Below are 25040 nucleotides of genomic sequence, written 5' to 3' on the forward strand. Positions count from 1 at the left end.
TGTTCGAGCTGATCTCCCAGCGTTACGAACGCGGCTCCACCTTCATCACCAGCAACCTGCCCTTCGACGAATGGACCGAAACCTTCGGATCTGAGCGTCTCACAGGCGCGCTCCTCGATCGCCTGACCCATCACGTCAGCATCCTCGAGATGAACGGCGAAAGCTATCGCCTCGCGCACAGCCGGGCCCGCAAGGCCAAAACCAGACCCTGAAAATTACACCAATGCCGGGGGGAGTGGCCCTCGGGCTACGCCCTCACGCCACTCCCCCCGGCATGTAACACGATGGCCTGGTTTTACGCCGCCGAATGGCCGACTTTTGCTCCGCCGTTGACATGGTCGAACGTGAGGCCGCAATCGTCGCCGGCAGTCCATACGACTTGGCCGCGCAATTTTTCACCGTGGGCAAGTTCCAACGTGAGGGCGTCGCCCAGCAAGAGGGGTACATTTGGCCTCGGAGAGGCTCCTTGGCCGAAATGATTTGCGGCGAGGGCCAAGGCGTTATCGGCATTCGCGTTTGCACGCCCGGCGTTGAGCGCCGTCTCTCCATGAGGGTTAGCCCGTTGGTGAGAAAATTGCAGAGTATTGACCAGGGTTGGCGGTGTTTGGACGGAATCAGTGAAACGCATGAGTTACTCTCCCCGCGCAATTGAGTTGCACGCAGCAATCGGCAGGGAAATCTGTGGATGCTACGGGGCGCGCGTTAACCAATGCGAAACCTGGCGCGGCGCGGATCAGGACGGCCGAGAACTGCAACGACTCGCGAGAACTTCCAATCGGCACAGTCGCGCAACACGGGTCCCGGAAAGTGGTGACCTGCTCTGGACACGACACGCTCGCTCGCTCCGGCCGGGCGGTGGACCGCAAGTAAAAAGCCCTCAGCTGAACGCTCTTTTTTGCTAATGTTTCAAATCCTTCGGCGCCGTTTGCGCAACATCTTCTTCATTCGCTATCGCTCAACATGGACAACGTTTCTACGGTCGGCTGCTCGTGCATAAGGCCGAGCGTAGGCCGCCCCGCTCCGCCCGCCGCAGCGGAATGTCTCGAGACATCGGGCAGACCGCCCGGACGGCCGCGCCCGTAAGAATGATGCCAGACGGCGTGAAAGTCAAAGATGCACCGAGGCGCCGGCGGGGGCAGGAGGTCCGGACGGCGAAGCGCACGTGTGGCCCCGACCGGATCAGCGCCGGCGCGGCTCGCGAGCGGGATTTAGCTCTCCAGCAGAAAGCGTTCGACGACGGCCAGTAAAGCTTTTTCCCGGAAGGGCTTCGTTAGATATGCATCGTATTTCGGTCTGACCGGCAGGTTCGCTTCGGGAATTGCTGTCGCGAGGACGATCGGCCCTTCGAACCCCCCGTCTCTCAGTTTCTCGATCATCTCCAAACCGTTCATCCGGGGCATCATGTAATCGGTGATAATCAGGTCCGGCTGCTCCTGGCGAGCTATTTTCAATCCTTCTACGCCATCGACCGCTTCCATCACGTGATGGCCGGCCTCTTCCAGTGCGATGCTGGCAACGAGCACAATGAGCGCCTCATCCTCGATGAGCAGAATGCGGAGCACGAGGCTACTTCCTCTCCACTATAGGTTCCGAAAATTCCGGATCCGGCCCGAATTCCACCCCTCTTTCGGTCACGTGGAATTCTGTCGCGCGCGGATCGAAATCGCTTTCGCGGAGCTTGACGATCGACAAGCTGCGGCGAAGCACCTGTTCGCGGCGCAAATACGTCAAAAGCAGGACATTATCCACAATGACGGAAAGCTCATCTGTCGGAAGCACCTCCGGCAAATGCATCTCGCGCACCTCCGACGTGTAGAGAATCGTCGCGCCGGATTTCCGAAGGTAGCCGTTCATCGCATTCATTATATAGGGCAATCTCTCAGGACGGATGAGATTGTCCCTCAGCGCTACCACGCCGTCGACAAACACCCTCTTGGCGCTGATCGATTTGGCCTGTTTCACGACCTCCCAAGCCAATTCGTCCACCAGATTCTCCGATGGAGGGTGCCGGCGAGGCAGAGTCGCAAACAGATGCGCGGCTTTTCGACTCTGGCGGGGTTCGGGGAATTTCGGCCATTCGAAGAGACGAAAATGGCCGGGAGCCGGGCATATGGAACACCGATCGAAGGGCGCGCAGCAGAAGCCCGGCCGCACAAGTCCCTATCTCAACACGCGGCAGGCGGCGTATTATCTGCAGGTCTCGGTCCGCTTTCTTGAACGCCTGCGCAGGCGCGGCGGCGGGCCGCGCTTTCGCCGTCACGGCCGCTTTGTCTTCTACCATCTCGACGATGTCGACGCCTGGTCGCTCGCAAGCGCCGGCGGGGACGGGCGATGACGGATGCGCGGTCGCTCGCGTCCCGTGTCGCGGCGCGTGGTCTGTGCGCGGCGGTCGCGGACCGGCGGCGATGTGCTGCGCTCGCACTCGGCGTTCTCGGCGCCGGCGCGCTGCTCGTGTCGTCGCTCTTTCCGCCAAGGCCGCGGCTCGTCTGGAATACCTCCGAGAGCGCGCCGGTCGGCCTCTACCGCGTCGATGACGCGCGCGTCCTCGCGTCCGGCGACATGGTGCTGGCGCGCGTGCCGTGGCGCTTTCGCCGTCTCGCCGCGGAGCGGCGCTACATTCCCTCCAACGTTCCGCTCGTCAAGCGCGTCGTAGCGGTCCCGGGTGACAGGGTGTGCGGGGTCCGCGGCGCGATCTTCATCAATGGCAAGTTCATTGCCGCGCGCGCGGCGCGCGATGCGCGCGGCCGTCCGATGCCCTGGTGGAACGGCTGCGTGGTCCTTGGGGGCGGCGCCTACTTTCTGCTCATGGAGAGTCCCGCCTCGTTCGATGGTCGCTACTTCGGGCCGACGCGCCGCGCGGACATCATCGGCGAGGCGACACCCCTATGGATGCGCTGAAGGTCCTCCTTACTCTCCTCGTGACGGGTGCTGCGTTGCCCGCCAAGGCCGAGGTGTCCCGCTGGGCGGCCGATATCGAGGCGGCGTCCGCGCGCTTCGACGTGCCCGCCGCATGGATCGCGCGCGTCATGCACGCCGAGAGCCGCGGGCGCACCGAATGGGCCGGGCGGCCGATCACCAGCGCTGCCGGGGCGATGGGCCTCATGCAGCTGATGCCCGGAACCTGGCGCGATATGCGTGAACGGCTGCAACTCGGCGACGACCCGCATCAGCCGCGCGACAACATCCTGGCGGGCGCGTTCTATTTGCGGCTGATGTACGATCGCTTCGGCTATCCCGGCCTGTTCGCCGCCTACAACGCGGGCCCCGCGCGCTACGCGCGGCACCTCCTCACCGGCGAACCGCTGCCCCGCGAGACGCGCGCCTATCTCGCGGACGTCGTTGGTCCGGGCGAGGCAGCGCCGCCAAAGCCGCCAAACTCCCCGCCGTCCGTGCGATTGTTCTTCGCGCTTCAAAGCGAGCCCGTGTCCGGCGGAAAAAGCGTCCGGGCGGACATGTTCGTGCGCTGACGCCGATCTGACGCGCCGGCGGCGCGACGGCGGGAGAGGTCGGCACTGACGGCAGAATTCACCGACCGCGATAAGGCTCGCACGCGATGCCGTCGCCGTCCCTGTCGAGATGCGGCCCATACCCCGGCTCGCCGATGCGGATCGGCGCGGCGCCCGCGGCGCGCGCCTCGCTGCAGTTCCGGTAGGCCCCGTCCGAGGCACCGAACAGCCGCGACGGCGTTGCGGATCGCGGCGATGCGGATGCACGGTGACAATGATAGTCACCGGTCTTGCGGTTGTTATGGCAACCTTCGGCGTTGAGACCGCCCGGATGCGAAAGCGCAGGTGCGGACGTAAGCGCAAGGCAGAGGATCGCGAGATAGCGCATGTCCGCTCCCAATATCGGAAGGGATGAACGTGACTCTGTTCGCATTAAGATCGGGTTTCTTCGTGGTCACTTGACCTTGTCGTGCGCATTTCGGATCGAACCTTGGCCGCGCCCCGATACAAGGCGCACGGGTGGTTATGCTGTCATGATCCGCCTTGTGGCGCGGTGATGCGGCGGGCTGGAGTGGGGCTTGCAGATGGCGTCGGAGATGCTGAGCGACTGGGAGCTCTGGGCCGTCGCGCGGCGGTTCATGGAGGCGCACGGCGATATGGCCGCCGGCTATGCAAGCCTGAAGGCGGCCGAGCTTGATGCGCAGGGCGATGCACGCGGGCGTGCGGTCTTCATGGAGGTGGCGGCGCGAATCAACCGACTGCGGTCGTCCGAAGGGACGCGGCATTAGCCGCTAGTACCCGGCATTCTCGATGCTTGCCGCGCGCGCGCGGATCGCCGCCGTCTTGAATGTTTCCTGTGCGGGCGGCGCAAAGCCGAGCGTGCGCGCGGCGAGCCACAGCTCCAGTCGCCGCGCTTCCTGCACTTCATTTGCAATTGCGGAAAGTAGCGAGGCAACACCACGATCGTATTCGGCAGTCGAAAGGCTCGCGACGTCCGATCGGCCAAAGTGCTCGGCAATGATGGTATCTGCAACCATCGGGCCTCCGCGAGACTTCAATCTCTTATTTTACGCTCCGAGCATATGAACAGCAAGTTAAAGCAGGCCGAGCGTCTTGAAGCTTTTTATGCCGGTCTCGCTGACGACGACGTGATCGTGAAGTTGAAGCCCGAGAACGCGCGCTGCATCGCGAACGTGGTTGGTGAGCCGGATATCGTCGAGGCTTGGGGTCGGATCGCCGGAGGGGTGGTTGTGGACGAGAATAAGCGCGGTTGCGCCGACGTCGAGCGCGCGGTGCATCACCTCGCGCACGTAAACGGGCGCCTGGTTGACCGTACCGACGCCCATCTCCTCGTCCGTAATGAGCGCGTTCCGGGAATTCAGAAACAGCACCCGGAAATGCTCGCGCCGGCTGTGCGCGAGGCTCACATGGAGATAGTCATTCAGCGCCTGCCATCCCGCGAGCACGTTGCCGTGCGTCAGTTCCCGGAAGAGCGCGCGCTCAAGGCTTTGCGCAACGATTGCTAGGATATCGAGGCCTTTGGGCGGAACCCCGAGCTTGATGAGCATCGAAGGCGCGCTCGTCAGCACGCGCGGATAGCTGCCGCGTTCCGCGATCAGCGTTTCGGCGAGCCGGGTCGCCCGCGCGGCCGGCATGACGAAGCCAAGCAAATGCGCGAGCAGCGCCCGATCCGCGTCCGCCGCGCGGTCGCGGGGACATGCACACGGTACGTCCCTGACATCCGATAAACTTCTCACGGCACGTCTCCCAGAATATCCAGGACGCGGCCGCGCAATTGTCGCCCCTCAATACGACTGGATGGATCCAGTTCGTCCCCGGACCCTCTCCAGGCCGGATTTCGTCAATGCGCGGTTTATTCAGTTCCCCGACTGTCAAACCGGTGAGAATTATACTTTGTAACGAAAACCCCTGGACCCTTCGCTTCCCAACGCGGTCCAGGCCATGATCACCAGCATGTTGCGCTCCTCCACTACATTTTTTTGATTTAGCGTTCAGGAGAAGGCGAGATCATAACTCAACCGTATCGATTCGCCAGACGTGAATATAGGTGCGTTGAAGATATGCGGCTTTCGATCGGAAAATCTTGAATGCACAGCTACCGGGATGTCTCTTTGCTTGCTTTGACGGCGGATGTTCTGTGCGATCGTGGCTTTTCTCTCAGCCTGGGGTGATGTCTGCCACAGACAGCCTGTCGAATCCGGTGCGCCATGCGGCGATCCGTACCCGGTGTCCCACAAGCGCCTCGGCGCTGCGCGGTGCGTCGAGCTGCCAGGTGCCGCCGTCATCGCGCCTCAGCACGAGTCCGGTTTCGCTGCGCAGCAGCAGGCCGATTTCGGTGACGCGTCTTGCCATCAGCGTGCGCAGCGCCGGTAGGCGCCTTTTGAGAACCGCGCCCATTCGCGCGCTGCGCCGAGCGCGATCAGGCGGCAGCCGAGATCGCTCCTGTCGGGGAGCCTGCACTGGGCGGCGGTGCGGTTGCCTCCCGCTCCGCCAGAACCTCGTTTTTAGGGGTTCGTAGCCGTCCACCGAGATTGACTTTTTTCCCCTAAAATCTGCAGCTTAGCCGTCAAAACCGTTCGCGACCGTTCGGAGGCCTCCGCTCGTGGCGTGGTCTCAAAACGTGGTCCTGGTGGGTCCAAAACGTGGTCCCAGATCGGAAAAAACGTGGTCCTGGAGATGGCATGCTGAACGAAGCAAAAATCCGCGCCGCAAAGGCGCAGCCCAAGCCTTACAAGCTTACCGACAGCCACCGGCTCTACATGCTGGTGAAACCTGGAGGCTCGAAGCTCTGGAAATGGAGCTACGCCTATGACGGCAAGCAAAAGACGTTGCACCTTGGCATCTACCCTATGGTCAGCCTTCTCGATGCCCGCGCCAAACGCGACGAAGCGCGAGCGCAGCTTCAGGAGGGCCGCGACCCAGCCGTGGTCAGGAAGCTCAAGATCGAGGCGAATCTGGAAGCGGCCCGAACCACCTTCGAGCTTGTTGCTCGCGACTGGCATAGCCTGTCCAAGCCGCAATGGGGCGCGATCCATGCCGACGACGTGCTGCGCAGTCTGGAGCGGGATGTCTTTCCGGAAATCGGACAGCTGCCTATATCGGAGCTGACTCCGCCCATAATCTACGATGTGCTTAAAGACATCGAGGATCGCGGCTCGATAGAAACCGCAAAGCGCATACGCCAGCGAATTTCGGCAGTGTTCGTTTATGCGATCGCGAAAGGCATGGCCGACAACGATCCGGCCGAGAAGCTTGGCGCGGCGCTGAAACCGGTGCGATCGGGACGGCAGCCGGCGATCACCGACCTTCCCCGACTGCGCAAGATGATTTCTGAAGCCGAAGAAGACTATGCCCGGCCCGTCACGCGCCTTGCCTTGCGCCTGCTCGCACTCACCGCCGTTCGGCCGAGCGAGCTGCGCAGCGCTTGTTGGGGAGAGTTTGAAGATCTGAACGGCAAGAAGCCGCTGTGGCGGATTCCGGCCCGACGGATGAAGGGTGGCCTTGACCGCAAAGACGAGACCGATGGCGATCACCTTGTTCCTTTGCCGCCGCAATGCATCGCGGTGCTGCGGGCACTATGGCCGCTTACGGGAAGCTGCGAGTTGCTGTTTCCAGGTAATCGGCACACCCATCAGCCGATGAGCGAGAACGCCCTCGGATATTTACTCAACCGGGCAGGCTACCATGGTCACCACGTTCCTCATGGCTTTCGCGCAGCGTTCTCGACGATCATGAACGAATGGGCCGAACGCCACGGCAAGGAGCACGATCGCAAGGTCATCGACCTCATGCTCGCGCATGTTCCCAAAGAGAAAGTCGAAGGTGCCTACAACCGCGCCGCCTACATGCCGCGGCGGCGCGAACTGGCGAAGGTATGGGCAGACATGCTTACCAAAGGTTTGCCAACACCTGTCGCACTCGTCGAAAGACCGTCCAAAGTGACCGGCGACCATTCGCGGCGGCGCGTACCGAAACCCGTCTCGGCGGATTTCCTGTTTCCGTTGCGGATGCTACCCGCGTGATGAACCGCGCCGGTTTTGCCGGAGGCGTTGGGTGGTGAGTCACGCGGCCATATCGATGTTATCCGCGGCAGCATAATATTGATATCGGCTTAGGCAGGCGGGATGTTGCCGATGAGTTTCAGCGGCCGGCCATGGTTGAACCAGTCGACCCAGTCGAGCGTGGTATACTCGACCGCTTGGAAGCTGCACTGCACACGTCGGTGGATCACCTCGGCCTTGTAGAGGCCGTTGATGGTCTCGGCCAAAGCGTTGTCGTAGCTGTCGCCCACGCTGCCGACCGACGGCTCGATCCCAGCTTCGGCGAGGCGCTCAACCCCATCGAGCGTCTCTTCAACAAGCTCAAGAACTGTCGAAGGGTAGCAACCCGCTGCGACAAACCCCGTGAATCCTACCTTGGCTTCGTCGCACTCGCTTCAATCAAACTGTGGATACCCTTTGTCCTGGAAACCTAGCCGGTTAAGAGCGGGAAACGGAAATCGGCAGGGACGGGATTTGGTATTCGCCTGCGGGAATGGGCTCCCATGTCCCGTGCAGGACGTTCCAGGAGGACGATCGGTGGAGAAAGCTGCGCTGTGAGCATGTCAGCCCAGATCTGCGCCAATTCCCGTCGTCGCGGCAAATAGGCGGCCCGATTGTAAGCGGACTCAACCTTTTCCTTGGGAACATGCGCCAGCATGAGATCGATGATCTTACGATCATGTTCTTTTCCGTGCTGCTCTGCCCACTCGTTCATGATGGTCGAGAAGGCTGCGCGAAATCCGTGAGGCACGTGGCGCCCGTGATAACCGGCGCGGTTGAGCAAATAGCCGATGGCGTTCTCGCTCATCGGGTGGTGGGCATGGCGGGAACTGGGAAACACGAGCGTGCCCGCACCGGTCAGTGGCCATATTGCCTTAAGAACGGCAACCGACTGATGTGCCAGCGGTACGAGGTGATCGCCGCCGATTTCTTCCTTTCGGTCCTGACCACCTTTCATACGGGAAGCAGGAATCCGCCAGAGCGGATTCTTCCCGTTTAGGTCTTCCAACTCGGCCCAGCGAGCGCCTCTGATCTCGTTCGGACGCACAGCCGTGAGCGCAATAAAACGCAGGGCGAGGCGTGTGATTGGACGCGCGTGATCTTCTTCAGCAGCAATGAGCATGCGTTGCAGTTCGGCAAGGTCCGTAATGGCCGGCTGACGGCCTTTCCGGAGCGGTTTCAGGACGACGCCAAGCCGTTCCGATGGATCATGCTGCGCAAGTCCCTGGGCGATCGCATAGACGAAGGCGGCGGATATGCGTTGCCGCACGCGCTTCGCCGTCTCCAGGGCGCCCCGATCCTCGATCCTGCGCAAGACGTCAAGGATGAGCGGCGGGGGAATTTCTGAGACAGGGAGCGGACCAATGGCGGGGAAGACGTCTCGCTCCAGGCTCCGGAGAACGTCGTCAGCATGCACGCGGGCCCACTGGGCTTTCGTAACTTCATGCCACTTTCTGGCGATACGCTCGAACGTGTTTTGCGCAGCCGCCAGATTTTCGTGAATCAGGAGCTTCTTGGCGATGACGGGATCTTTGCCCTGGGCAAGAACGGCGCGCGCTTCATCCCGTTTCTCGCGGGCATCGAGCAGGCTGACCACGGGGTAGGCGCCCAGCGCCATGGTCTTTTGCTTGCCGCCGAACTGGTAGCTCCAGCGCCAGAGCTTTCCGCCCGAAGGCGTGACGAGAAGATAAAGTCGATTGCTGTCGGTGAGCTTGTACGCGTTCGCGCGCGGCTTTGCCGCCCGCAGTTTTGCGTCACTTAGCATGGTCTGCCTCCGTACCACGTTTTCCTCGCGCCCGTACCACGTTTCGTACCACGCTCCGGGTCGGAGGCGTGCGAACGGCTACGGTCCGATCGACTCGCTAAGTCTTCGATTTCAGAGGAAAATTTGCAATCCTGGTGGACTGCTACGGCGCGCTACGGAAGGGGGTCTGGCGGAGAGGGTGGGATTCGAACCCACGGTACGGTTGCCCGCACAACGGTTTTCGAGACCGTCCCAATCGACCACTCTGGCACCTCTCCGCACCTGGTAGCGCCTTGCTTGGGGCAGGCGCCGGATCGACGAAAGCGGGCATATAGGCGAGGTGCCGGTGTTTTGCCAAGCCCGCAATCGTCGGTTTTGTCAGTTCAGCACCACGGTCTGGTTTCCGTTGCCGAGAATGCGGTGTTCGGCGTGCCAGCGGACGGCGCGGGAGAGCACGGAGGCTTCCACCTCGCGGCCGATGGCGACCATTTCCTCGGCGGTTGTGGCGTGGCTCACGCGGCGCACATCCTGCTCGATGATGGGGCCTTCGTCGAGGTCGGCGGTCACATAGTGCGCGGTAGCGCCGATCAGCTTCACGCCGCGAGCCTTCGCTTGGTGGTAGGGCTTCGCGCCCTTGAAGCTCGGCAGGAAGCTGTGGTGGATGTTGATGCAGCGGCCATCCAGCTGCCCCGCGAAGTCGTCCGAGAGGATTTGCATGTAGCGCGCGAGCACCGTGAGTTCGGCGCCGCTCTCTTCGATGATCTCGAGGAAGCGCCGTTCCTGTGCGGCCTTGTCCGAGCGGTCGACGGGGAGGTGGTGGTAAGGGATGTCGTGCCACTCGACGCGTTTGCGCTCCTGCTCGTGATTCGAGACGACACAGACGATGCGTATGGGCAGGGCGCCGATCTCGACCTTGTGAAGGAGATCGACGAGGCAGTGGTTGAACTTCGAGACGGCGATGAGGACGGGCATCGGCTGGGCGATGTCGTGGACTTCCCAATCGAGCCCGAGCGCCGCGACGGCGGGGGCGATGTGCTGCGCGAGGTCTGCGGTGCGGGCGCGGTCGCTCGCCAGTTCCATGCGCGCGAAGAAGGTGGCGGTGTCCGGGTCGCCGTATATGGCGGCTTCGCGGATGTCCCAGCCATTGTTGGTGAGAAGCGGGGCCAATCCCGCGAGGATGCCGGGGCGATCGGGACTGCAGAAGCGCAGGACGCAGCGGGTTCGGTTGGGTTCGGTCATGAAGGATTTCCGATGAGGTGCAGGATGTATCCGGCGTAGCTCTGATCAGCGATGAGCAGGAACGCAGGGTCATCGCCCGTGCGTGCGATGAACATGCCGATGTCGCCGAAGCGGGTGCGGATGGCGGCGCCGGTCGGGAGGTGCTCGGGGCGAAGGTCAAGGGGCGTGAAGGCCGCAAGCCAGTCGCGGCCCGCAGGCCCTTCCAGGCGCAGCGAGAGGCGCCCGTGCGTCAGGTCGATCGCGAGGACGGTTTCATTGGGAAACGCGGCCTCCGCGCGGGTCAGCGCGGCGGCAACGCCGTCCAACGTGCCTGTGAGCAGCCATTCGCCCGGCGCGACCGCGGAAAGCGCGATGTCGCCGTTGCTGGTGAAGCGATTGGGAGCGGGTACGCCGAGACCGAGCGCCGAGGCGAGTTGCTGCGGCGCGTCTTCCGCGCCGGTGATCTGGATCTTGGCGACGGCGAGGTCCGCATCGATGCGGCACCAATCCGGCATCAGGGGTTCAGGCATCGAGCCGGGCTCCTTCGGGGTCATAGCGGCAGAGGCCGGTGATGCGCGCCTCGCGCCACGTGCCGAGGTCCCAGACGCGCACGGTTTCGCCCATCCGCTCCTGCCCGCGTTCGATCAGGGCGAACGCAAGCGGCGCATTGAGTGTCGGCGACCATGTGCTCGACGTGACCCAGCCCTGGCTTGGCTGCTCGCCGGTAGCCGTCGCCGGAAGGACGTGCGCCCCGGTGGCGAGCGGGGCGCTCTTGCCGTCCGTGATCTCAAGACCCACGAGACTGCGCCGGTCGTCCCTCATCCCGTCAGGGCGGAGTGCCGATCGGCGGCCGACGAAATCCTGCTTCTTCTTTTGCATGATGCCGCCAAAACCGATGTCCTGCGGGAGCGTGGTCCCGTCGGTATCGGAGCCGACGTGCAGGAAGCCCTTCTCGATGCGCATTGTCATCAGCGCTTCGACGCCGAACGGGGTCATGCCGTGGGGGGCGCCGGCTTCGACCAGCGCTGTCCAGAGCCGCCCGGCATCGCGCCACGGCACGGCGATCTCGTAGGAGAGTTCGCCCGTGAAGCTGACGCGGGCGATGCGTGCGGGGAGCCCGCAGACATGCCCCGTGCGCGCGCTCATGTGGGGGAAGGCCGTGCTGGAGATATCCATGTCCGGTTCAAGCGCGGCGAGCACGTCGCGCGCCTTCGGCCCGGCGATGTTCGCGACCGCCCAGCAGGTCGTGACATCCTCGACGAGCACCTGCATCGTGATCCATTCGCATTGCAGCCATTCGCGGAAGGCTTCCGCCACGGCCGCTGCGTGGCCGCTCGTTGTGCCGACAAGGAAGTGGTCGTCCGCCAACCGCGTGACGACGCCGTCGTCGAACACCGTGCCGTTCTCGGTCAGCATGATCGCGTAGCGGCAGCGGCCGGGTTTCAGCGTGCTGATCGTGTTCACGTACATACGATCCAGGAACGCGGCGGCGTCGGGGCCTTTCACCTCGATCTTGCCGAGCGGGGAGGCTTCGAACAGGCCGACGCTGCTGCGCACGGCCAGAACCTCGCGGCGGACGGCGGCGTCCTCGCTCTCGCCCGGGCGCGGGTAGGCGGCGGGACGCATCCATCCGCCGTATTCGTCCAGCGCCGCGCCGTGTTCGGTGTGCCAGTCGTGGAGCGCGAGGCGGCGGCGCGGGCGCAGGCCTTCGCCGACACGGTGCCCGGCGAACACGCCGAACGGTGTCGGATCGTAGGGCGGCCGGAACTTCGTGGTGCCGATCGCCTGCATCGACTTGTCCAGCACCGTGCTTAGGATGCCGATGCCGTTTACGTTCGAGGTCTTGCCCTGATCGGAGGCCATGCCGAGCGTCGTGTAGCGCTTCAGATGCTCGACAGAGCGGAAGTTCTCGCGCGCGGCGAGCGCCACGTCTCCGGCGGTCACGTCGTTCTGGAAATCGACCCACGCCTCGGGATCGGGCGCGCCGCTTTCGGAGATCGACCAGAGCGCCGGGATCGGGGAGGGGGGTGCGAAATCGCCCGCCGCGCCGCCGACGCTTCGATGTCCCGCCGCGGCGATGGGCGTGAAGCTGTGAAGGTTGGCATCGAGCGCCAATCGGCCCGCGCCATGCGAATGCAGGTGCACGGCGGGATTCCAGCCGCCCGAAACGAGCAGCGTGTCGCAGCGAAGCGTCTGCGTGGCGCCCCCGATATGTCCGCCCTCTGATACGCGCCCGATCCGCACGCCGCGCAGCGACCGTCCGCCGAGCGCGGCGGCCGGGGCCATGCCGCTATGGATAGGGATGCCGAGGCTCTGCGCGCGTTCGATCAGCGCAGCGGGCGGCGCGCTACGTGCATCGACGATGGCGACCAGATGCGCGCCCGCGTCGGCCAGATCGAAAGCCGCCTGCCATGCGCTGTCGTTGTTCGTCGCGACAACGATGTGCCGCCCGGCGACGACGCCGTAGCGATGCAGATAGGCACGCGCCGCGCCTGCGAGCATCACGCCGGGGCGGTCGTTGCCCCGGAACACGAGCGGGCGTTCGATCGCGCCCGTGGCGAGGATCAGGTCATCGGCGCGAACCCGCCACAGCCGCTGGCGCGGGCCGCTGCGCCGCTCCAGCGGCAGGTGGTCGGTCAGGCGTTCGCACAGCGCGACCATGCCGTGGTCGTAGTGTCCCGTGGCAAGCGTCCGCGCCATCAGCGTGACGTTGGCCATCGTGGCGAGCGTTTGCAGCGTATCTTCGATCCAGACGCCCGCGGGCTTGCCTTCGATCGTGTCGCGGGTTCCGGCAAGCCTGCCGCCCCAATGCGCGCCGCCCGTCACCAGCATCACGGATTTGCCGGTCTGTGCGGCCTGAACCGCTGCCGAAAGCCCGGCAATGCCACCGCCGACGACGAGAACATCGGTATGCGCGGAGGTCTGCGTATACGTGTCCGGGTCGGGAAGCTGCGGCGACGTGCCGAGCCCAGCCGCCTTGCGGATCGCGGGTTCGAACAGCAGCCAATCCGGCCACATGAAGGTCTTGTAGTAGAACGCAGCTGGGATGAAGCGCTTCACGAGGCCGTTCACGGCCAGCAGATCAAAATTGAGGCTCGGCCATGCGTTCACCGGGTTCGCGTTCAGCCCCTCGTAAAGCTCCACGTAGGGCGCCTTGAGGTTCGGGATCGTCTGCGCGCCCTGTTCGAGCTGGACGATGGCGTTGGGCTCGTCGAGCCCGGCGGCGATGAGGCCGCGCGGGCGGTGGTATTTGAAGCTGCGCCCGATCATGCGCACGCCGCTCGCGAGCAGCGCGGAGGCGAGCGTATCGCCCGCGAAGCCTGAATAGCGTTTGCCCTCCCAATGGAAGGTAACGGGACGGCTGCGATCGATGTCACCGCCGGACGCGAGCCGGTAGCCGCTCATGCCTCGTTCTCCAGCGTCGGTCGCGGATCGGTCATGCCGTAAACGGCGAGAATGCGGTGCGAGACGGTATCGCGTGCGATGTTGAACCAGACCCCGCAGCCGAAGCGATGGTGCCAGCGTTCGAAACCGAGACCCTTCACGTTGTCGCGGAAGAACATGTAGTCCGCCCATGCGGTGTCGTCGGTCGCCGCCGGATCGGCGGGGCGGACGATCGGGCTTTCGCCGCCGCAGCGGAATTCGCTTTCGGCGCGCGGGCCACACCAGGGACAATCGATCAGCAGCATGGACGCCTCAATGCGCAATGCCGGAGGCGGCGGCTTCATCGATGAGCGCGCCGGTCCGGAAACGGTCGAGTGAGAAGGCGGCGGCAAGCGGGTGCGCCTCGCCGGTGGCGATGTTATGGGCAAGGCAGAAGCCGCCACCGGGGATCGCCTTGAAGCCGCCGGTGCCCCATCCGCAATTGAGGTACAGGCCCTTCACCGGGCTTTCGCCGAGGATGGGTGTCGAATCCTGGACGACATCGACGATCCCTGCCCACTGCCGGAGCAGCCGGGCACGCGAGAAGTGCGGGAACAGGTCTATGAGACCCGCCGCCGTCTGTTCAAGGACGGGCAGGCTGCCGCGCTGGGCATAGGACGGGAACAGATCGAGCGCGCTCCCCACGACGATCTCGCCCTTGTCGGACTGGCTGAGATAAGTGCCGGTGGACGGCGCCAGCACGACCGTGTCCAGCACCGGTTTCATGGGTTCGGACACGAACGCCTGAAGCGCATAGGACACGATCGGCAGGCGGAAGCCCGCGCGCGCCGCCATCACGCTGCTGTGTCCGGCGACCGCAAGGCCGACGCGATCCACGGCGATATCGCCGAGCGACGTCTCGACGCCCCTGATGCGGCCCTCGCGAATGTCGAAGCCGGTGACATCGCAGTTCTGGATGATATCCACGCCAAGCGCATCGGCGGCGCGGGCATAGCCCCATGCGACGGCATCATGGCGCGCCGTACCGCCGCGCGGCTGCAGCAAACCGGCGAGGATCGGGAAGCGGCCGGAGCGGCTGAGGCCCGGGATGCGCCGAAACACCTCTTCGCCTTCGTGATACTCGGCGTCGGCGCCATTCAGCCGCATGGCATTCGCCGAGCGGCGCAGCATTTCGATGCCGTGGCGGTCGTGCGCGAAGCTCCACATGCCGCGCCGCGAGAACATCACGTTGTAATTGAGTTCGCGCGACAGGCCCTCGTAGAGCGACAGCGAGAAATCGTAAAAGCGCGTGCTTTCCGGGAAGAAATAGTTGGAGCGGATCACGGTGGTATTGCGCCCCGTGTTGCCGCCGCCGATCCAGCCGCGCTCCAGCACGGCGATGTCGCGCAGGCCGTGTTTGCTGGCGAGATAATACGCCGTCGCGAGGCCATGGCCCCCGCCCCCGATGATGACGGCCTGGTAGCTCTTTTTGGGCTTCGCGTCGCGCCACGCGGGCGTCCACGTCCGCTGCCCGGAAAGGCCAGCGCGCAGCAGCGACCACGCCGAATATCGTGTCACCTGCCTGTCGCTCCCCGCTTGTGTCCCATCATGTGGAGGAGATTTACATACAGTTGTGTTTGGAATCAATCCTCCGAAATCTGAGGGAGGCAAAAGGGATGTGTTTCCGAAAGCACAAGCTCTCGGAAGAAAGATACAGGCTTGCACTGGGTTCGGACTAGTTTGCCGCCTTGCGGCCCGCGCGCTTGGCCGGTTGCGCCGTCGCGGCAAGATCGTCGAGCGTTTTCAGCAAATTTTTCGTGGGCTCACGGCCAGTCAGGACGCGATAGTAGAGCGGCACGAGACGCAGCCGTTCCGGATGCGGTTCGCGGAAGCCGAGCGCGTAATAGCCGATCTGGTGGAAGTGGGTGATGCGCGCGCGGACGAGGCTTTCATCGCTGTCGTAGCCGCTCTTCTCGAAAAGCTCCTGCAGCAGCCCGATCCACGCGGCGTCGGCGCGTTCGACCGCTTCGGCGACATCGTTGCTCTTGCGCGCCCAGGCACGCACGGCGACGTCGAAGGACGGGAAGGCGGGGTCCGCTTCCAGCCAGCTCGCCACGACTTCGGTGAGATCGGGCGCGGTCTTCGCCCAGCGCGCGCGGATCTGGGCGATCTCGAAATAGTTGCGGGCTTCCCAGTCGGTGAGCAGCGCATCCAGAAGGTCTTTGCGGTGCTGGAAGTGCCAGTAGAAGCTGCCGCGCGTCACGCGCATCTGCTTCGCCAGCCGATCGACCTTCACGTCATCGACACCGCGTCCAACAAGCGTCTTGCGCGCGCTTGCGATCCAGTCCTCTCGGGTGAGACGGCGCGTCGGGCGCGCCTTTGGCGTACCGGTCATGAGGCGAAGCGATGCGCGCTGGCGCCCGGATTGTCCAGTGCTTCCGTGCGGATGCCGGGCCTCACGCCCAGCCGGCGGTCTGTGCCACCACCCAGAGGCCGATCGCCAGGAACAAGAGCGCGGCGGTGATGTGAACGGCGCGCATCGGCACGCGGCGGATGAGCGCATCTCCGAGGAAAACCGCCGGTACGTTCGCGATCATCATGCCGAGCGTCGTGCCCATCGTTACCGGAATTACGTTCTCGAAACGTGCGCCGAGCGCGATGGTGGCGATCTGCGTCTTGTCGCCCATCTCCACGAGGAAGAAGGCGATGAGCGTGGTGAGGAACGCGCCGAAGCGGGCGGGCTTGTCTTCCACGTCGTCGAGCTTGTCGGGGATCAGCGTCCAGAGCGCCATGGCGATGAACGAGGCGCCGACAGCATAGCGGAACCATGTGCCTTCGAGGATCGAGGCGACCTGGCTGCCGACGAGCGCGGCAAGGAAATGGTTGGCGATCGTGGCGACGAAGATGCCCGCGATGATCGGCAGCGGGCGCTTGAAGCGGGCGGCGAGGACGATGGCGAGCAGCTGCGTCTTGTCGCCGATCTCGGCGAGCGCGACGACGACGGTCGAAACGAACAGGGCTTCCAAGGGATATCTCCGGGGTCGGGCAGTACGCGAATCCAACGACATCGCCTCCCCCGCCCGACCGGACAGGGAAGCGACGTCATTGGTCTCGCCCGAACGGTGGTCCCGTTCCCCTCGCACCATGGCCTCTCGACCAAGTATGTTGACGCGAAGGCCCGCCTCGTCGGCGGCTGGCTACTCCCCAGATGACGCAGTGGTGCTAGCCCGGTTTGCGCGCAGGTGCAAGCGGATCAGCCACAAAGGCTCCAAAACCCCGCGAGCCAGAGCATGGCGCCCTCGCCCTGCCAGAGCGCCCAGCCGGCCGTGGCGGCGAGCGCGCCGACCGCGACCGCCAGCAGGTGCACACGGCGGCTCACGCGGGCTGCAATCGCGCGACCGGCACGGCGCGGATCGGTAGATGGAGAAGCGTGGCGATCACCGCGAGCGCGATCGATGCGCCCCAGGCCGCGTCGTAGTTGCCGGTGATGTCGTAAAGCACGCCCGCCATCCACGCGCCGAAGAAGCTGCCGACCTGATGACTGAGGAAGACGATGCCATAGAGCATCGAGAGGTAGCGCACGCCGAAGATCTGCCCGATGAGGCCGCTCGTCAGCGGCACCGTGCCGAGCCACAGGAAGCCCATGGCAGCGGCGAAAACCAGCGACGAGACCGTGGAGACCGGCAGCAGCAGGTAGACGACGATGACAAGGCCGCGCGCCGCATACAGTCCGCTCAGCAGCAGCTTCTTGGGCGCATGGTCGCCCCACAGGCCGAAGATGTAGGAACCGAAGATGTTGAACAGGCCGACGAGCGCCAGCACCGTCGCGCCGATCGCGGCGCCGAGGCCCTTGTCGGCGAGGTAGGCGGGGAAATGGGTGGCGATGAACGCGATGTGGAAGCCGCAGACGAAGAAGCCCGCCGTCAGCAGCTGGAAGCTGCGGTTCGAAGCGGCCTCGGCGAGTGCGTTTCCGAGCGGCTGATCGCTCTGGGCCGGCTGTGGCTTTCCGGCGACGCCGAACGACAGTGCCACAGCGACGGCGACGAAACCGGCAAGGACCATGAGCGCGATCTGGTAGCCGAAGTTGCCGAGCAGCATCTGGCTGGCGGGTACGATGAGGAACTGGCCAAGCGATCCGCCTGCCGTGACAATCCCGAAAGCGAGCGAGCGCTGGGCTTCCGGCACGACGCGGCCGACCGCGCCCAGCACGACGACGAAGGTCGTCGCGGACTGCGCCATGCCGACGATCACGCCGAACGTGATGTGAAGGCCGAGCGCACTCGATGCCATCGCGGCGCCGATCAGGCCGAGGGCGTAGAGAATCGCGCCGAAGGCAACGACGCGCCCGGCGCCGTGGCGGTCGGCGATCGCGCCGACGAACGGCTGCACGAGCCCGAACAGCAGGTTCTGGAGCGCAAGAGCCAGCCCGAATGTGCCGCGTCCGATATCGAGCGCGGCGCTCATGTCGGGAAGGAACAGCCCGAAGGTCTGGCGGACACCCATGGCGAGTGTGACGATCAGTGCGCCGCAGGCGATGACGACGGCGGGCCGCTTCATGCGTGCGCCGCCGATTCAATGCGGTCGAGAAGCGCGAACAGCGCAGCGGTATCAACCTCGCGTGCCATTTCGGCCTGCGCGCTTTCCCAGAGCGGAGACGCCCGATCGATCGCTGCGCGGCCTGCGTCCGTCAGGGAGACCATGCGTTGGCGCTTGTCAGTGCCGGCGCAGGATCGCACCAGCCCTTCGCGTTCGAGCGCGCCCACGGTGCGGTTCAGCGTTGTCCGGTCATGGCCCGTGGCGGCGCCGAACGCGGTGAGCGAGCAGGTGCCCGTGCGGGCCAGCGTGCGGAGCAGCGCGAACTGCGGTGTGGTGAGGCCGGCGGGTTCGAGCGCGGCGTCGTAGAGGGTGTTCGCGGCGCGCGCGGCGCGGCGCAGACGGGTGCAGACACAGGGGGATGACATAATGCGTGCATATGCACGCATCACCCGTGCCGATCAACCCGCTTTATTTGGCGCCGGGCCCCATCGGCGTGCGGTACAGCAGCGTTACGCTGATGCGCCGGTTGCGCGGATCGTAGGGGTTCGCCTTGTTGAAGGGCTCGCGGTCGGCGACGCCCTCGAGGCGCGAGAAGCGCGTCGGATCGACGCCGGCGGAGGCGAGCGCCGCGCGTGTGGCTTCGGCGCGCTGCGCGGAGAGCACCCAGTTGTTCATGCCGCCGGCCGGCGCGCCGAGCGAGCCGCCGGCATAAGGCAGGCTGTCGGTGTGGCCGCGCATGGCGATCGGGTTTGGCATCGTCTGAACGGCGGTGGCGACGGCGCGCACGAGATCCTGCGCCTGCGGTGAAAGCCGGTTGGTGCCGAGCGAGAACATCGCGAAATCGGCTTCATCGAGAATGTCGATGCGCAGCCCTTCCTCTGTCACCGACAACCGTAGCTGGTCACGCAGCTGCGCCAAGTTCTTGTCGCTTGCCATGCGCTTTTCGAGCGCTTCTGCGGCGGCTTCGAAGCGCTTTACGTCTTCGCGCTGCAGCTGGTCGGCTGCCGCACGTTCCTCTGGCGTTGGCGGCGTCACGCGCGAAAAGCTGGTGACGGGCATCAACCGCTGCGTGCCCTTCGGCACGGCGTGGGGCGCGTTTCCATCGGGGGCCAGCATGGCGCGGCCGCCCATCACGCCGTTCGATCCGCCCGCCTTGGTGTGCTGGACGAGCGTCGGAGAGAAATAATCGGCGATGCCCTTGCGCTGGTCCTCGTTGGTCGCGCCGACGATCCACAGGAGCAGGAAGAACGCCATCATTGCAGTCACGAAGTCGGCATAGGCGACTTTCCACGCGCCGCCGTGGTGGCCACCGTGCGCTTCGATGGTGATCTTCTTGATGATGATCGGCGGCGGGACTTCCGCTTCGGCGACGAGCGGCTTGATCGGTTCGGCACTCATCGGCCGCGCAGCCCGTCAAACACCTCGGCGAAGCCGGGTTGGTTCTTGCTGCTGATGCTGGTGCGCGCGGCCTCGATGACCATGGCGGGCGCATTGCCGTGCAGCGAGGAGATGATGATCGCCTTGGCGACGTGATAGATTTCGCCGTCTTCCTCGAGGATCTGTTCCAGCCGGTTCGCCATCGGCGAGACGATGCCGTAGGCGAGCAGCACGCCGAGGAAGGTGCCGACAAGCGCGGAGCCGATCATGCCGCCAAGCACGGCGGGTGGCTGATCGATCGAACCCATGGTCTTCACGACGCCGAGCACGGCGGCGACGATGCCGAGTGCGGGGAGGGCGTCACCGGTGGATTGCAGCACCTTCACCGGCTTCATCGCGGTGTGGTGGTGCGTTTTCATCGCGTTGTCCATGATCTCCTCGACGGCGTGCACGTTGAGCGTGCCCGAGGAGACGACGACGAGGCGGATGGCGTCCGCCATGAAATCGATGAGGAAGTGGTCCTTGAGCAGCTTGGGATATTCCTGAAAGATGCTGCTCGATTTCGGGTCTTCGATGTGGGCTTCCATGGCGACCGGGCCATCGGTCTTCATGGTCTTCATCAGCTTTGAGGCGAGGAAGATCGCGTCGAGATAATCCTTCCTGTTGTAGGTCGGACCCTTGAAGATCTTGCCGATGCCGCCGCCGACCTGCTTCAGGATGGCGAAGCTGTTGCCGAGCAGCAGCGAGCCCGCCGCCGCGCCGCCGATGATGAGCATCTCGTGCGGAATCGCGTGCATGACCGGCTCGAGATTGCCGCCGGTGATTGCAAATCCACCGAAGACCATCGCGAAAAGGACGACAAGGCCGATCGCAGCGAACATCTAACGCACAACTCCATTGCCTGGCGGCATCACCGGGCCTCGCGATGCCGTCCACCCATTTTGCTTAACGACCTCAGGTGCCGGCCATTTAGGCATCCAAAGGTTGAGAAAGGCTTCCCCCTACTCAGATTTGTTGCGACGCAACACAGCGTTACAAGTAGCTGAAGAGTGACAATTTCTTGATCTGCGCGAAGCTCTGTTGCGACGCATCGAGCAATGTCATCGCGCTTTTCAGCTGGACGATGGCGGCTGCGACGTCGAGGCTTTCGAGATTGCTCTTCGCTGTCGTCATCGTGGTCTCCAGCGCCTTCAGGCGGCCGGTTTCCGTGTCCACCTGCGCCATGCGCGAGCCGAAGGTCGCACGCTGGTCGGCGAGGCGGTCGATGCCTGCCGTCGTGTCGCGTAGCGCCTTCTCCATGCCTGCCGTGAAGGTTGCGGCATCGGCGCCGGGGGCGTCGAGCAGCGCCTTGAATTCACTGAGCGAAGCGAGGATCGTCTGGCGTCCGCCGCTCGTTTCGATCGAAAGCATCGAGAGGCCGTTCGCGCCTGTCGAGACAGCCACGTCGGTGCTGATCGGCACTTTCGGCGCCTCGCCGCTGCCCTGCCACACGATCGCGCCGGTCGCATCGCGCGCGAAGGGCGCCGTGCCGACGGATGCGCCTGAAAACAGATAATTGTCCGCGGCATCACGGCTGTTCGAAAGCGACAGCATCTGGTCGATGATCTGCCCGAGTTCGGTGCTGATCACCTTCCGGTCGGCGTCGGTCAGCGTGCCGTTCGCGGCCTGTACGGCGAGTTCCTTCGCGCGCACCATCTGGTTCGACATGGCGTCCACGGCGCTGTCGGCAAACGAAAGCTGTGTGGTGATCGCATCCATGTTGCGGATGAACTGCTGGTTGTTGTCGATGCTGCGCTGCAGGTCCGCGACGCGGCTCGACCCCAGCGGATCGTCCGACGGATCGAGGATGCGCTTGCCCGACGCGATCTGCGCCTCGAGCTGCGCGAGTGTCGATTGCAGCGAGCCCATGCGGCTCACCTGCGATTGGAAGGACTGGAAGGTGCCGACGCGCATGTTGCGGTTCCTCGGGGAAGCTTAGCGAATGTCTATGATGGTCTGGAAGATCTCCCGGGCGGCCGCGATGATCTTCGCAGAGGCCTGATAGGCCTGCTGGAAACGAATGAGATCGGCAGCTTCCTCGTCGAGATTGACCGCGGAGGCCGCGTCGCGCGCTTCCAGCGCCTTGTCGCGCACGGCGAGCGTTGCCGACGCCAGCGCTTTCGTATCGTTGAGGTTCGTCGCAACCCGCGTCACCTCGCGCGCGAAGCGGCCCTCGAAGCCGGGATTGCCAAGCCGCGTGTCGACCATGCGCAGCATGTTGGCGTTGTCGGCCATGCCCGCCGCCGTCGGCGCGACGACGAAGCTGTCACCTTCCGCAATCGTGCCTGAAAGCTGCACGTCGAAGCCGTTCACCGGAATCCACGCGCCCGGCACATAGGCTCCGCTCGCGAGCACTGTGGGCGGAACGCCGGTGTCGGCGGTGTCGATGATTTCGTATGTGCTGCCGGCACCCATGCGAACCGTGAAGCTCGTCGGCACAGGCGCGGGGATCGTTGCGGAGGCGGGGTTGCTGCGCACCGAAACCGTGCCCGTGCCTTGGTTCGCCGCAGAAATATTAGCCGCCCACGGCGCTGCCGCTGCAACGTCTGCGCCATCCTCGATGAGAACGCGCATACCCGCAGCACCCGAAACGCCCTCGATCTGGAACCAGTCGCCGCCTTTTGGCGCGCCACCCAGTTCGAGATGGATGCCATCGAGATCGAGCGTGCCGCTGCCGGTTATGGAAGCGCTGCCATCGGCGCGCGAGAGCGTCCACTGGCTGGTGCCGCCATCGTACCAGAGCTCGTAGCCCCCGGCGAAGACAAGCGTCTCGTCGGTCACCTGCATGTCGAGCGTCGCCTGACCGGTGTTGGTCCGCGACGGTGTCGCCACCAGCGAACTTGCCGCGAACAGATCGCCGCCGGCGATGCCGTTCAGATCGACGCCCTGGCCGTGCGCGGCATTGACGCTGGTGATGAACTGCTGGGCAAGCGTATCGATCGCCGCCGCGCTGTTGCTGTTCTGCGTGTAGGCATCGGAAAGGCCGGCGAGCACGCCGCTGCCGGGCACCGGAATCGTGCCGCTGTTGCCGAACGGATCGAGCGTCAGCCGAATCTTGCCGTTCGCTTCGGTGGCGCCGAGGAGCTTTGCGCCCATCTGATCGAGCAGCATCGGGCCGGTCGAATTGTCGAGGCGCACATCGACCGTGCCGTCGCCGCGTGTGGTGACATCGATCTTGGTGAGCGACGCCAGCTCGTTCAGCAGGCGGTCGCGCTCGTCTTCAAGGCTCGCGGAAGCCGAGGTGCCGTCCGCTGTGCGGCGGATGGTGCCGTTCAGCGTTGAAAGCGCGCTGGTGAGATCGTTGATGCGATCGACGGTCTGGTCGACATCCTGCTTGATGCCCGTGCGCGTCGCATCGAACGATTGCGCGAGGCTGCGGAACTGCGCGGCGACCTCGCCGGCGGCTGACAGGAAGGCATCGCGCGCGGAAAGTGAGGTCGGATCGGATGCGACGTCCTGCGCGGTGTTGTAGAAGGACGTCAGCCTGCCGGAGAGGCCCTGCGAACCGGTGTTGAGGAACGATTCGATCTCGCTCAGCCAGTATTGCCGCGTCTGGGCGCGGGTATAATCGCCCGAGGCGGTGCGCGCATCGCTGGTGAGGAAGGCATCATAGGCGCGGGCAATGCCGCTGACGTTGACGCCGCTTCCCGCCGCGGTCTGGCGGGTCAGCGGGAAACCGCCGCCGGCAGAAGGATTCTCCGCGACCACGGCGGTGCGCCGCGCATAGCCGGGCACGTTCGCGTTGGCGATGTTCTCGCCGACGATGTCGAGCGCGGTCTGGTAGGCGCGGACGCCCGACGCGCCGAGGCCGAGGAGGTCGCTCATTTCGCTTCGCCTTCGTTGGTCGCGGGGGCTGCGGTTTCCCGGCCGCGCGCGAGGAAAGTCTTCAACGCCTCGGCGATACCGAGCGGGTTGTGCTTCGCGAGGCTACCCGCAAGCTCGCGATCCTGCATTTCGCGGAACGTCTTCAGGCCCTCGCTTTGGAAGAGGCCGCCGTCGGGCACGGCCTGCCGCGCCTGCTTCAGCATCAGGTTGACGAACACGGCCTCGAACTGCTGTGCGGCCTTGTCGAGGTTCGCATCGGTGTTCTTGCGGCTGCTGTCGACGGCCGCGGTTCCGCCGTTCTGAAGGCCGTTTATCGTCGTCATATCACGATCAGCTCCGCCTTGAGCGCGCCCGCCTGCTTCAAGGCCTCGAGGATGGCGACGAGGTCCGACGGAGTCGCGCCGAGTGCGTTCACCGATTTCACGATGTCGTCGAGCGCAACGCCCGGATCGAACAGGAACATGTGTGCGCCGCCCTGCTCGACCTCGATGCCGCTGTCGGGCGTCACGGTCGTCTGCCCGCGCGAGAGGGGGCCGGGCTGGCTGACCTGCGGGTTTTCCGTCACCTTCACCACCATGCTGCCGTGGCTGACGGCGGCGGGTGAGACGCGGACGTTCGCGCCGATCACGACGGTGCCGGTGCGCGAGTTGACGACGACGCGCGCGGCGGGTGCCGCGGGCTGCACTTCGATGTTCTCGATGATCGACACGAGACTGATGCGCTGATCCGCCTGCATCGGGGCGGTGACTTCGATGGAAACCGCGTCGAGGGGCGAGGCGGTGCCGCCGCCGAGCGTCTTGTTGATCGCGTCGGCGACACGCTGCGTCGTCGTGAAGTCCGCTTCGCGGAGGTTGAGCACCAGGCTGGGCGAGGTCGCGAACGGCGTGTCGACCATGCGTTCGACCGAGGCGCCCTGCGGAATGCGGCCGGTGGAGGGGACGTTGACAGTCACCTTCGATCCGTCCTGTCCCTCGACGCCGAGGCCGCCGACGGCAAGGCTGCCCTGCGACATCGCATAGACCTCGCCGTCCGCACCGACGAGCGGCGTCAGCAGCAGGTTGCCGCCGCGAAGCGACTTCGCTTTGCCGATCGCCGACACGGTGACGTCGATCTTCTGGCCGGGCTTCGCGAAGGGCGGCAGGTCCGCCGTGACCATCACGGCGGCGGCGTTCTTGAGGCTCGCCTTCACCCCCGGCGGGATGACGACGCCGAAGCGCGCGATGGCGCTCCTCATGCTCTGGATCGTGTATTCGAGATTGTCGTCGCCGGTGCCGTTGAGGCCCACGACAATGCCGTAGCCGACGAGCTGGTTCGACCGGATGCCGGCGAAATCGCCAAGATCCTTGACGCGCTCCGCCGCCGCCGGCGCGGCAAACCCGCAGGCGAGGACGAGAGCGATGAGGAAGCGGCGAATGCGCATGGCGAGTCCTT

Annotated in this window: 29 protein-coding genes, 1 tRNA gene, 3 pseudogenes and 1 riboswitch; of the genes and pseudogenes, 7 read left to right on the plus strand and 26 right to left on the minus strand. The window is 64.8% G+C overall.

Annotation, left to right across the window (positions count from 1 at the left end; translation table 11 throughout):
- Positions 1–212, plus strand: a pseudogene (istB, locus tag H2052_RS00005) (IS21-like element ISSsp5 family helper ATPase IstB); the annotation flags it as partial.
- A gap of 83 nt (positions 213–295) precedes the next feature.
- Here the strand turns inward: istB and H2052_RS00010 are convergent.
- From H2052_RS00010 to H2052_RS00020, 3 genes are all read right to left on the minus strand, one after another.
- Positions 296–628, minus strand: a complete 333-nt coding sequence (locus H2052_RS00010; protein WP_293776385.1) for a hypothetical protein — start codon at positions 626–628, stop codon at positions 296–298.
- 580 nt (positions 629–1208) lie between these two features.
- A complete protein-coding gene (locus H2052_RS00015; RefSeq protein ID WP_293776388.1) occupies positions 1209–1562 on the minus strand; it encodes a response regulator in 354 nt (117 codons plus the stop codon).
- A gap of 4 nt (positions 1563–1566) precedes the next feature.
- The gene (locus H2052_RS00020) at positions 1567–1986 is read right to left on the minus strand and encodes an ATPase domain-containing protein (RefSeq protein ID WP_293776391.1); all 420 of its coding nucleotides are present in this window, start codon (positions 1984–1986) and stop codon (positions 1567–1569) included.
- A gap of 124 nt (positions 1987–2110) precedes the next feature.
- On the opposite strand from H2052_RS00020, the gene H2052_RS00025 reads away from it, so the two are divergent.
- The 3 genes from H2052_RS00025 to H2052_RS00035 are packed head-to-tail and all read left to right on the plus strand — an operon-like array spanning position 2111 to position 3467.
- The gene (locus H2052_RS00025) at positions 2111–2335 is read left to right on the plus strand and encodes a helix-turn-helix domain-containing protein (RefSeq protein ID WP_293776393.1); all 225 of its coding nucleotides are present in this window, start codon (positions 2111–2113) and stop codon (positions 2333–2335) included.
- The gene (locus H2052_RS00030) at positions 2332–2898 is read left to right on the plus strand and encodes a S26 family signal peptidase (RefSeq protein WP_293776396.1); all 567 of its coding nucleotides are present in this window, start codon (positions 2332–2334) and stop codon (positions 2896–2898) included. The genes H2052_RS00025 and H2052_RS00030 overlap by 4 nt, the downstream gene beginning before the upstream one ends.
- Complete coding sequence (locus H2052_RS00035; protein ID WP_293776398.1) at positions 2886–3467, plus strand: lytic transglycosylase domain-containing protein; 582 nt, start codon at positions 2886–2888, stop codon at positions 3465–3467. The genes H2052_RS00030 and H2052_RS00035 overlap by 13 nt, the downstream gene beginning before the upstream one ends.
- Before the next feature lie 58 nt (positions 3468–3525).
- Here the strand turns inward: H2052_RS00035 and H2052_RS00040 are convergent, their stop codons facing one another.
- A complete protein-coding gene (locus H2052_RS00040; protein ID WP_293776400.1) occupies positions 3526–3834 on the minus strand; it encodes an excalibur calcium-binding domain-containing protein in 309 nt (102 codons plus the stop codon).
- Positions 3835–4030: 196 nt separating this feature from the next.
- Between H2052_RS00040 and H2052_RS00045 the strand changes: the two genes are divergently transcribed.
- A complete protein-coding gene (locus H2052_RS00045) occupies positions 4031–4234 on the plus strand; it encodes a hypothetical protein (RefSeq protein WP_293776402.1) in 204 nt (67 codons plus the stop codon).
- 3 nt (positions 4235–4237) lie between these two features.
- Here H2052_RS00045 and H2052_RS00050 read toward each other — a convergent pair whose 3' ends face one another.
- The 3 genes from H2052_RS00050 to H2052_RS00060 all read right to left on the minus strand — a co-directional run bounded on the left by H2052_RS00050 (position 4238) and on the right by H2052_RS00060 (position 5864).
- The gene (locus H2052_RS00050; RefSeq protein ID WP_293776404.1) at positions 4238–4483 is read right to left on the minus strand and encodes a hypothetical protein; all 246 of its coding nucleotides are present in this window, start codon (positions 4481–4483) and stop codon (positions 4238–4240) included.
- A gap of 57 nt (positions 4484–4540) precedes the next feature.
- The gene (radC, locus tag H2052_RS00055) at positions 4541–5203 is read right to left on the minus strand and encodes a DNA repair protein RadC (RefSeq protein WP_293776406.1); all 663 of its coding nucleotides are present in this window, start codon (positions 5201–5203) and stop codon (positions 4541–4543) included.
- A 421-nt stretch (positions 5204–5624) separates the two neighbouring features.
- The gene (locus H2052_RS00060; protein WP_293776408.1) at positions 5625–5864 is read right to left on the minus strand and encodes a DUF5818 domain-containing protein; all 240 of its coding nucleotides are present in this window, start codon (positions 5862–5864) and stop codon (positions 5625–5627) included.
- A gap of 284 nt (positions 5865–6148) precedes the next feature.
- On the opposite strand from H2052_RS00060, the gene H2052_RS00065 reads away from it, so the two are divergent.
- Entirely contained in the window at positions 6149–7489 is a 1341-nt protein-coding gene (locus H2052_RS00065; RefSeq protein WP_293776410.1) for an integrase arm-type DNA-binding domain-containing protein, read from the plus strand.
- An 89-nt stretch (positions 7490–7578) separates the two neighbouring features.
- On the opposite strand, the pseudogene H2052_RS00070 reads toward H2052_RS00065, so the two are convergent.
- Positions 7579–7800 (minus strand): annotated as a pseudogene (locus H2052_RS00070) (integrase core domain-containing protein); the annotation flags it as partial.
- Between H2052_RS00070 and H2052_RS00075 the strand changes: the two are divergent.
- Positions 7801–7941: pseudogene (locus H2052_RS00075) on the plus strand (IS5/IS1182 family transposase); the annotation flags it as partial. It lies immediately after the preceding pseudogene.
- Here the strand turns inward: H2052_RS00075 and H2052_RS00080 are convergent.
- From H2052_RS00080 to H2052_RS00165, 18 genes are all read right to left on the minus strand, one after another.
- Complete coding sequence (locus H2052_RS00080; RefSeq protein WP_293776413.1) at positions 7938–9272, minus strand: integrase arm-type DNA-binding domain-containing protein; 1335 nt, start codon at positions 9270–9272, stop codon at positions 7938–7940. The pseudogene H2052_RS00075 and the gene H2052_RS00080 overlap by 4 nt on opposite strands.
- Before the next feature lie 167 nt (positions 9273–9439).
- Positions 9440–9529: transfer RNA gene (locus H2052_RS00085), tRNA-Ser, on the minus strand.
- Between the two features lie 100 nt (positions 9530–9629).
- Positions 9630–10490 carry a formyltetrahydrofolate deformylase gene (purU, locus tag H2052_RS00090; protein ID WP_293776415.1) on the minus strand — a complete coding sequence of 287 codons (861 nt, stop codon included), beginning with the start codon at positions 10488–10490 and terminating at the stop codon, positions 9630–9632.
- Positions 10487–10999 carry a sarcosine oxidase subunit gamma family protein gene (locus H2052_RS00095; protein WP_293776418.1) on the minus strand — a complete coding sequence of 171 codons (513 nt, stop codon included), beginning with the start codon at positions 10997–10999 and terminating at the stop codon, positions 10487–10489. The genes purU and H2052_RS00095 overlap by 4 nt, the downstream gene beginning before the upstream one ends.
- Positions 10992–13874 (minus strand): 2Fe-2S iron-sulfur cluster-binding protein, encoded by a 2883-nt coding sequence (locus H2052_RS00100; RefSeq protein WP_293776420.1) that lies wholly within the window; start codon positions 13872–13874, stop codon positions 10992–10994. Before H2052_RS00100 ends, H2052_RS00095 begins: the two co-directional genes overlap by 8 nt.
- On the minus strand, positions 13871–14158 hold the full coding sequence (locus tag H2052_RS00105) for a sarcosine oxidase subunit delta (protein ID WP_293776423.1): 288 nt from the start codon (positions 14156–14158) through the stop codon (positions 13871–13873). The genes H2052_RS00100 and H2052_RS00105 overlap by 4 nt, the downstream gene beginning before the upstream one ends.
- A 7-nt stretch (positions 14159–14165) precedes the next feature.
- A complete protein-coding gene (locus tag H2052_RS00110) occupies positions 14166–15410 on the minus strand; it encodes a sarcosine oxidase subunit beta family protein (RefSeq protein ID WP_293776425.1) in 1245 nt (414 codons plus the stop codon).
- 157 nt (positions 15411–15567) lie between these two features.
- On the minus strand, positions 15568–16227 hold the full coding sequence (locus H2052_RS00115) for a TetR/AcrR family transcriptional regulator (protein WP_293776427.1): 660 nt from the start codon (positions 16225–16227) through the stop codon (positions 15568–15570).
- Positions 16228–16288: 61 nt separating this feature from the next.
- Complete coding sequence (locus tag H2052_RS00120) at positions 16289–16858, minus strand: TMEM165/GDT1 family protein (RefSeq protein WP_293776429.1); 570 nt, start codon at positions 16856–16858, stop codon at positions 16289–16291.
- A gap of 12 nt (positions 16859–16870) precedes the next feature.
- A riboswitch (yybP-ykoY riboswitch) is annotated at positions 16871–17051 on the minus strand.
- A 34-nt stretch (positions 17052–17085) separates the two neighbouring features.
- Complete coding sequence (locus H2052_RS00125) at positions 17086–17211, minus strand: hypothetical protein (protein WP_293776431.1); 126 nt, start codon at positions 17209–17211, stop codon at positions 17086–17088.
- The gene (locus H2052_RS00130; protein ID WP_293776433.1) at positions 17208–18389 is read right to left on the minus strand and encodes an MFS transporter; all 1182 of its coding nucleotides are present in this window, start codon (positions 18387–18389) and stop codon (positions 17208–17210) included. The genes H2052_RS00125 and H2052_RS00130 overlap by 4 nt, the downstream gene beginning before the upstream one ends.
- Positions 18386–18793 carry a MarR family winged helix-turn-helix transcriptional regulator gene (locus tag H2052_RS00135; RefSeq protein ID WP_293776436.1) on the minus strand — a complete coding sequence of 136 codons (408 nt, stop codon included), beginning with the start codon at positions 18791–18793 and terminating at the stop codon, positions 18386–18388. Before H2052_RS00135 ends, H2052_RS00130 begins: the two co-directional genes overlap by 4 nt.
- A 43-nt stretch (positions 18794–18836) precedes the next feature.
- Entirely contained in the window at positions 18837–19766 is a 930-nt protein-coding gene (locus H2052_RS00140; protein WP_293776439.1) for a flagellar motor protein MotB, read from the minus strand.
- On the minus strand, positions 19763–20626 hold the full coding sequence (motA, locus tag H2052_RS00145) for a flagellar motor stator protein MotA (RefSeq protein ID WP_293776441.1): 864 nt from the start codon (positions 20624–20626) through the stop codon (positions 19763–19765). Before motA ends, H2052_RS00140 begins: the two co-directional genes overlap by 4 nt.
- 151 nt (positions 20627–20777) lie before the next feature.
- Positions 20778–21698 carry a flagellar hook-associated protein FlgL gene (gene flgL / locus H2052_RS00150; RefSeq protein ID WP_293776443.1) on the minus strand — a complete coding sequence of 307 codons (921 nt, stop codon included), beginning with the start codon at positions 21696–21698 and terminating at the stop codon, positions 20778–20780.
- Positions 21699–21719: 21 nt separating this feature from the next.
- Entirely contained in the window at positions 21720–23609 is a 1890-nt protein-coding gene (flgK, locus tag H2052_RS00155) for a flagellar hook-associated protein FlgK (protein WP_293776445.1), read from the minus strand.
- On the minus strand, positions 23606–23932 hold the full coding sequence (locus H2052_RS00160) for a rod-binding protein (protein WP_293776447.1): 327 nt from the start codon (positions 23930–23932) through the stop codon (positions 23606–23608). The genes flgK and H2052_RS00160 overlap by 4 nt, the downstream gene beginning before the upstream one ends.
- Positions 23929–25029: a flagellar basal body P-ring protein FlgI gene (locus H2052_RS00165; protein WP_293776450.1), complete on the minus strand. Its 1101-nt coding sequence runs from the start codon at positions 25027–25029 to the stop codon at positions 23929–23931. The genes H2052_RS00160 and H2052_RS00165 overlap by 4 nt, the downstream gene beginning before the upstream one ends.
- Between the last annotated feature and the right edge of the window lie 11 nt (positions 25030–25040).

The organism is Sphingosinicella sp. (assembly GCF_013911755.1).
GTDB lineage: Bacteria > Pseudomonadota > Alphaproteobacteria > Sphingomonadales > Sphingomonadaceae > Sphingosinicella.